Here is a 4,829-nt window from a genome sequence, read left to right as displayed (position 1 = left end):
ACCGAAGGGAACCGCGTCATTCGAGGTACTACGCGATGCTCCAGGCGGTTTTCCCCGGAATCGGCGGTCTCGGGACGATGTAGAACGGAAGCTCGGTGGATTCGAGCGTCTCTTCGGCGCGCTCGGCCTGGGAACGGGGCGTTTCCGGGGGATTGGACTCTGCTTTGGTAGTCGATTCGCTGTTCATGTTCGGCCTCTCTGCTTGGGTTTTAAGGCGGCCTGGCTTACCCGGTGTCGGTACGGACTCGGCGCGACATGGCCGAGAAACGCCTACTTCGGTAAGCGGTTGGTCTTCGCGAAATTTCTAGCAACCCTCGCGCCACCTCGGCCATAAATACGTAACTAATTGATAGTTATAGAATTTCACGCGACCGAGTGCAGTCTTTCCTCAGCGGAATGCTTACAACGCTTATGCGCATCGTGAGTTTTCCGACAATAGGGATAGAGAGCCGGGAACGCTCCGAACGATCAGGACGCACCGAAAACGCCGCGCGAGCGGCACCCATGCCCACTTTTGTCGCGTTTGCGACAAAACAGTGCAAGAAAGCTTGAAGCGTCGGCCGAGCCGATCGCCTGTGTAAAAAAACGATAAGGGTCTCAGGAGCACTTCTTATCGATGGCATAAGCCTTGCTTAATCGATGAAAAATTGCACCGAAGAGGCGCTCGTGTCCAAACAATCTTCCAATAACCCGCCGCCCGAGCCGTTGGGGAAGTCCGTACTGGCCGACAATCGCATGCTGGCTCTGTTCGCGGAAACCGTGGAACAAGCGCCGGTGGCCATTTCGATCACGGACGACAAGGCCAATATTCTGTACGTGAATCAGGCGTTCACGCGTGTTACCGGGTATGCACCGGAAGAGAGCATCGGCCGAAACGAGTCCATGCTGTCCGACAAGAACACGCCGAAGGCTGTATACGACGAGCTTTGGAACCGCATCAAGTCGCAGCAGACCTGGCAAGGCTATCTGCTCAACCGTCACAAGGACGGCCGCCGCTATCTGGCCGATCTCACCATCGCCCCCATTCTGAACGACCGGCACGAGACCACCCACTACATCGGCATGCACCGGGACATCACGGAAATGTACCGGCTGGAGCAAAGGGTCAATCAGCAGAAAGTGCTCATCGAGACGGTGGTCGATTCGATTCCGGTCGCGACCGTGCTTTTGGACGAATCCGACCGTGTGGTGCTGGACAACAAGATGTACAAGACCCTGTCCAGCGATCTGGGCCTCAGCGACCCGGCCAGGACGTTCATCGATATCCTGCGGGAAGACATGGCGGAAGAATGGGAGCGGATGAAAAAGAAAAAATCCGGCTTTCATAACCGCGAAGTCCGTTTCGACCGCGGCGGGCATCACGCGCCCCGCTGGTATGCCTGCGCCGGCAGCTGGTTCTGCCAGGAAGACGACCGTGTCGAGGCGTTCTTTCACGAAAATAGCCACACTTATCTGCTGCTCACCCTGACCGACATCACCCAACAAAAAAAGCACGCCGAGGAAATCCGCATCAATGCGCTCAAGGCACTGATGGCGGAGGAAGAGAAAACCCAGCGTCTTCGCGAAACGCTGTCGGGAGCCATTCACCATATACAGGGCCCCATCAATCTGCTCAAAGCGGCCAAGACCATGCTGACGCGGCGTGGGCTCGATGACCGCAACATCGCGCTGGTCGACATTCTGGATCAGATCCGCTTGGCCGGCGAACAGTCCGTCGCCCACATGAAGCGATGCATACCGGAAAGCAACACCTCGGCCATGACGCCGGTCAATTTGAACCAGTTGCTGCACGAAACCATCGTGCTATTGACCGAACGGCTCCTCGCCAGCGGCATCGTCGTCGAGTGGAAGCCGACCCCGGTGCTGCCCGCGTTGATGGGCCAGGAGAGCCACCTCCGCACCATGTTCAAGCAGATTATCGAAAATGCCATCGAAGCAATGAACCAGAGCGGCATCGTCACCCGCGAACTGCGCATTTCCACGTGGTCCGACAAACATTTGCTGCATGTCTCCATCGAGGATACCGGCCCCGGCATTCCCGACGAACTGCGCATCAAGGTCTTCGAACCGTTTTTCTCCACCAAGAACGACGGCCATGGCGGGCATTCGGGCACCGGTTTGACCATGGCCCAGGAAGTTATCAATCAACACCTTGGACTGATCCGGATCGATCCCAGCTATCGGGACGGATGCCGAGTGCGTATCCAATTCAATATCCACAACATGATGTTCGTACCGGAGAAGGCTTCCGACCATGGATGAGCGTACTCAACTGATCGAGCGCGAACTGGACGCCCTTTACCAGGTCAGCCAAGTACTCAATCGACCTTTGGGGCTGAAGGAAAAACTGGAAGCCATTCTCGAGATATTGCAGGAGTGCGCCGACATGCGCTCCGGAATGCTGGCTCTCAGGGAACAGGAAAGCGACGCGTTCGAGGTCTGCTCGGTGCTGCGCAGCGACGGCGTCGAAACCCGAAAGCCGGTCCGCTACGAACCGGGGGAAGGACTCATCGGCACGATCCTGGATGCGGGGCGCACCATCGTGGTGGAATGCATCGCCGACGAGCCGCGTTTCCTGGGCAAGCTGGGCCTGTACGATCCGACGCTGCCGTTTATCGGATCGCCTATCCGCGTCGGCGACGACGAGGTCGTCGGCGTGTTGGCGGCACAGCCGGTGGACGCGAAATTGCTCGACGCCCGCGCACGGTTCCTGGAAATGGTCGCCAATCTGATTGCGCAAAGCGTGGGCCTTTTGCGCAGCATGGAGCAAAAGCAGCTCGATCTGGTCGCGGAGCGCGATCAGTTGAAACAGAGCCTCCGCAGGAATTACGGCTTCGACAACATCGTCGGCCGCACTCCGGCCATGCTGCGGGTTTTCGAACTGGTCCGGCAGGTCGCGAAATGGAACACCACCGTCTTGATTCGCGGCGAATCCGGCACCGGCAAGGAGGCGATCGCCAACGCCATTCACTACAACTCGGCCTGCGCCGGCGGCCCTTTCGTCAAACTCAATTGCGCCGCTCTTCCGGACAACCTGCTGGAATCGGAACTGTTCGGCCACGAGAAGGGCGCGTTTTCCGGCGCCATCAGCCAGCGCAAGGGACGTTTCGAACTGGCCAACCACGGCACGATCTTCCTGGACGAGATCGGCGAAACTTCCCCCACCTTCCAAGCCAAGCTGCTGCGCATCATTCAGGAAGGCGAGTTCGACCGCGTCGGCGGTACCCAGACGCTCAAGGTGCAGGTTCGCATCATCGCCGCCACCAACCGCAATCTCGAGGAAGAAGTCGAGGCCGGCCGTTTTCGGGAAGACCTCTACTATCGCCTCAACGTCATGCCGATTTTCATGCCGGCGCTGCGGGAACGGCTCGAGGACATTCCGGACCTTGCCGATTTCCTGCTCAAGCGAATCTCCCAGCAACAGGGCGGAAGACCGTTGATCATCAAGGAAAGCGCCATCCGGCTCCTGATGCGTCACGACTGGCCGGGCAACGTCAGAGAATTGGAAAACTGTCTGGAGCGGGCCGCCATCATGAGCCCGGACGGGATCATCGACCGCGACGTCATTGCCATGACCGGCCTGGAGGACGATGAAATCTCGGTTACCGGACCGGCTGCCAGAACGCCGGAGTTCAACCTAGAGGGGATGGACGAAAGAGAACAAGTCATCGCCGCGCTGGAGCAAACCGGCTGGGTGCAAGCCAAGGCCGCCCGCCTGCTGAACATGACTCCGCGCCAGATCGCCTATCGGGTAAGAACCCTGAACATCAAGATGAAGCGGATTTAGGATTCGCCGGCAAAAGGATTGCCGCCCTATGTTCGAAAGATGCCTGTCCTGAGCCGAGTCGCAGGGCGGCTCCCTTCGGTCACCGCATCCTACGTTTCTTATTCAGCCCATGCCGGCTCGGCAGGTTGGGAATCCCTTCCCGACGCAAAGGATTTTCCGACACGACGAATCGTCGGCAAAAGGATTGCCGAATACGGCGCATTCCGCGCGGAATACTGTTAATGCGGATGAAATGCTCTAGCTTCGCGCGTTCCGCCTGTGTTCCTCGTAACGCGAAATCAACCTGTCCATGAGAGCCTCGTTGCCTAGGCAAGCTTCCAGCTCGCTCGCGATCAAATGGTCGTAATGGCGGCGCAGCACGCTATCGGTCGGACGTGGAAAGGTGGTCGTCTCGATCATGTATTTAATATGGTTTATATGATGTCGCCTGAGCACCGAATCCTCCGGAATACTATGGCGAGGCCGCCTGGCTACCGATGCTCTCGGCGCATCCATCCGCATCGCGTTCGCCGGCGTTTTCGGCGAATCGACCCGCATTTCTCTTGCCGGTGCTTTCGGCGAGTCAGCCCGCGTTTCGCTCTCCGGCGCTTTCCGTAAATCCACCGGCATTTTGTCCACAACGATGGCGCGTTTACTTCGGCTACGCACGAGCAAATACACGATAAGCAGAATGATTAATAAAATGGCGATCGCCGCGATGATTAATACAGGTCGAAACTCGTCGTTCGCCAAATTTTGGAAAAGATCTTTAAGTTCAAATTGATCCACAATTACCTCCTCCCGCTCTATGAGTTGATTATGTCGTTTCCAAGGCGATACGTTTCGGCATCCGCCATCGCCGAGAAATAACGCAGTCGCCCGGCACCAATCTGTTATTGTGTTTTATACCTTTATTTACCCGGATACCATTGCGTCTAGAGCGTTTTCCGAATCGGTGTAAGGGATTCGGATATGTAGGTCGGCAATCCCTTGCCGACGTATCGGCTCGGCGAAGGGCTTTGTCGGCAAGGGATTGCCGACCTACGTTCTCCCCTCCTGGCAC

The 4,829-nt window shown here is 57.5% G+C and carries 4 protein-coding genes; 2 read left to right on the top strand and 2 right to left on the bottom strand.

Going from position 1 to position 4,829, the window contains the following annotated elements; all coding sequences use genetic code 11:
- Positions 1-28 precede the first annotated feature (28 nt).
- Complete coding sequence (locus ABJK70_RS20280) at positions 29-187, bottom strand: hypothetical protein (RefSeq protein ID WP_156879342.1); 159 nt, start codon at positions 185-187, stop codon at positions 29-31.
- 479 nt (positions 188-666) lie between these two features.
- Here ABJK70_RS20280 and nifL point away from each other — a divergent pair, with 479 nt between their 5' ends.
- Both nifL and nifA read left to right on the top strand, forming a co-directional pair.
- Positions 667-2,262 carry a nitrogen fixation negative regulator NifL gene (gene nifL, locus ABJK70_RS20275; protein WP_240502432.1) on the top strand — a complete coding sequence of 532 codons (1,596 nt, stop codon included), beginning with the start codon at positions 667-669 and terminating at the stop codon, positions 2,260-2,262.
- Positions 2,255-3,787, top strand: a complete 1,533-nt coding sequence (gene nifA, locus ABJK70_RS20270; RefSeq protein ID WP_347258914.1) for a nif-specific transcriptional activator NifA — start codon at positions 2,255-2,257, stop codon at positions 3,785-3,787. The genes nifL and nifA overlap by 8 nt, the downstream gene beginning before the upstream one ends.
- Before the next feature lie 237 nt (positions 3,788-4,024).
- Here nifA and ABJK70_RS20265 read toward each other — a convergent pair whose 3' ends face one another.
- The gene (locus ABJK70_RS20265) at positions 4,025-4,555 is read right to left on the bottom strand and encodes a hypothetical protein (RefSeq protein WP_347258913.1); all 531 of its coding nucleotides are present in this window, start codon (positions 4,553-4,555) and stop codon (positions 4,025-4,027) included.
- Positions 4,556-4,829 lie beyond the last annotated feature (274 nt).

It is taken from the genome of Methylocaldum sp. (genome assembly GCF_039794385.1).
Taxonomy (GTDB): domain Bacteria; phylum Pseudomonadota; class Gammaproteobacteria; order Methylococcales; family Methylococcaceae; genus Methylocaldum.
The sequence above is the reverse complement of the archived record's forward strand: the minus strand, read 5'-3'. Positions and strand labels throughout refer to the sequence as shown.

Excerpts from the sequence above, each read along its gene's own strand:
- ABJK70_RS20280 (WP_156879342.1), bottom strand. The coding sequence starts at position 187 with ATGAACAGCGAATCGACTACCAAAGCAGAGTCCAATCCCCCGGAAACG.
- nifA (WP_347258914.1), top strand. The coding sequence starts at position 2,255 with ATGGATGAGCGTACTCAACTGATCGAGCGCGAACTGGACGCCCTTTAC.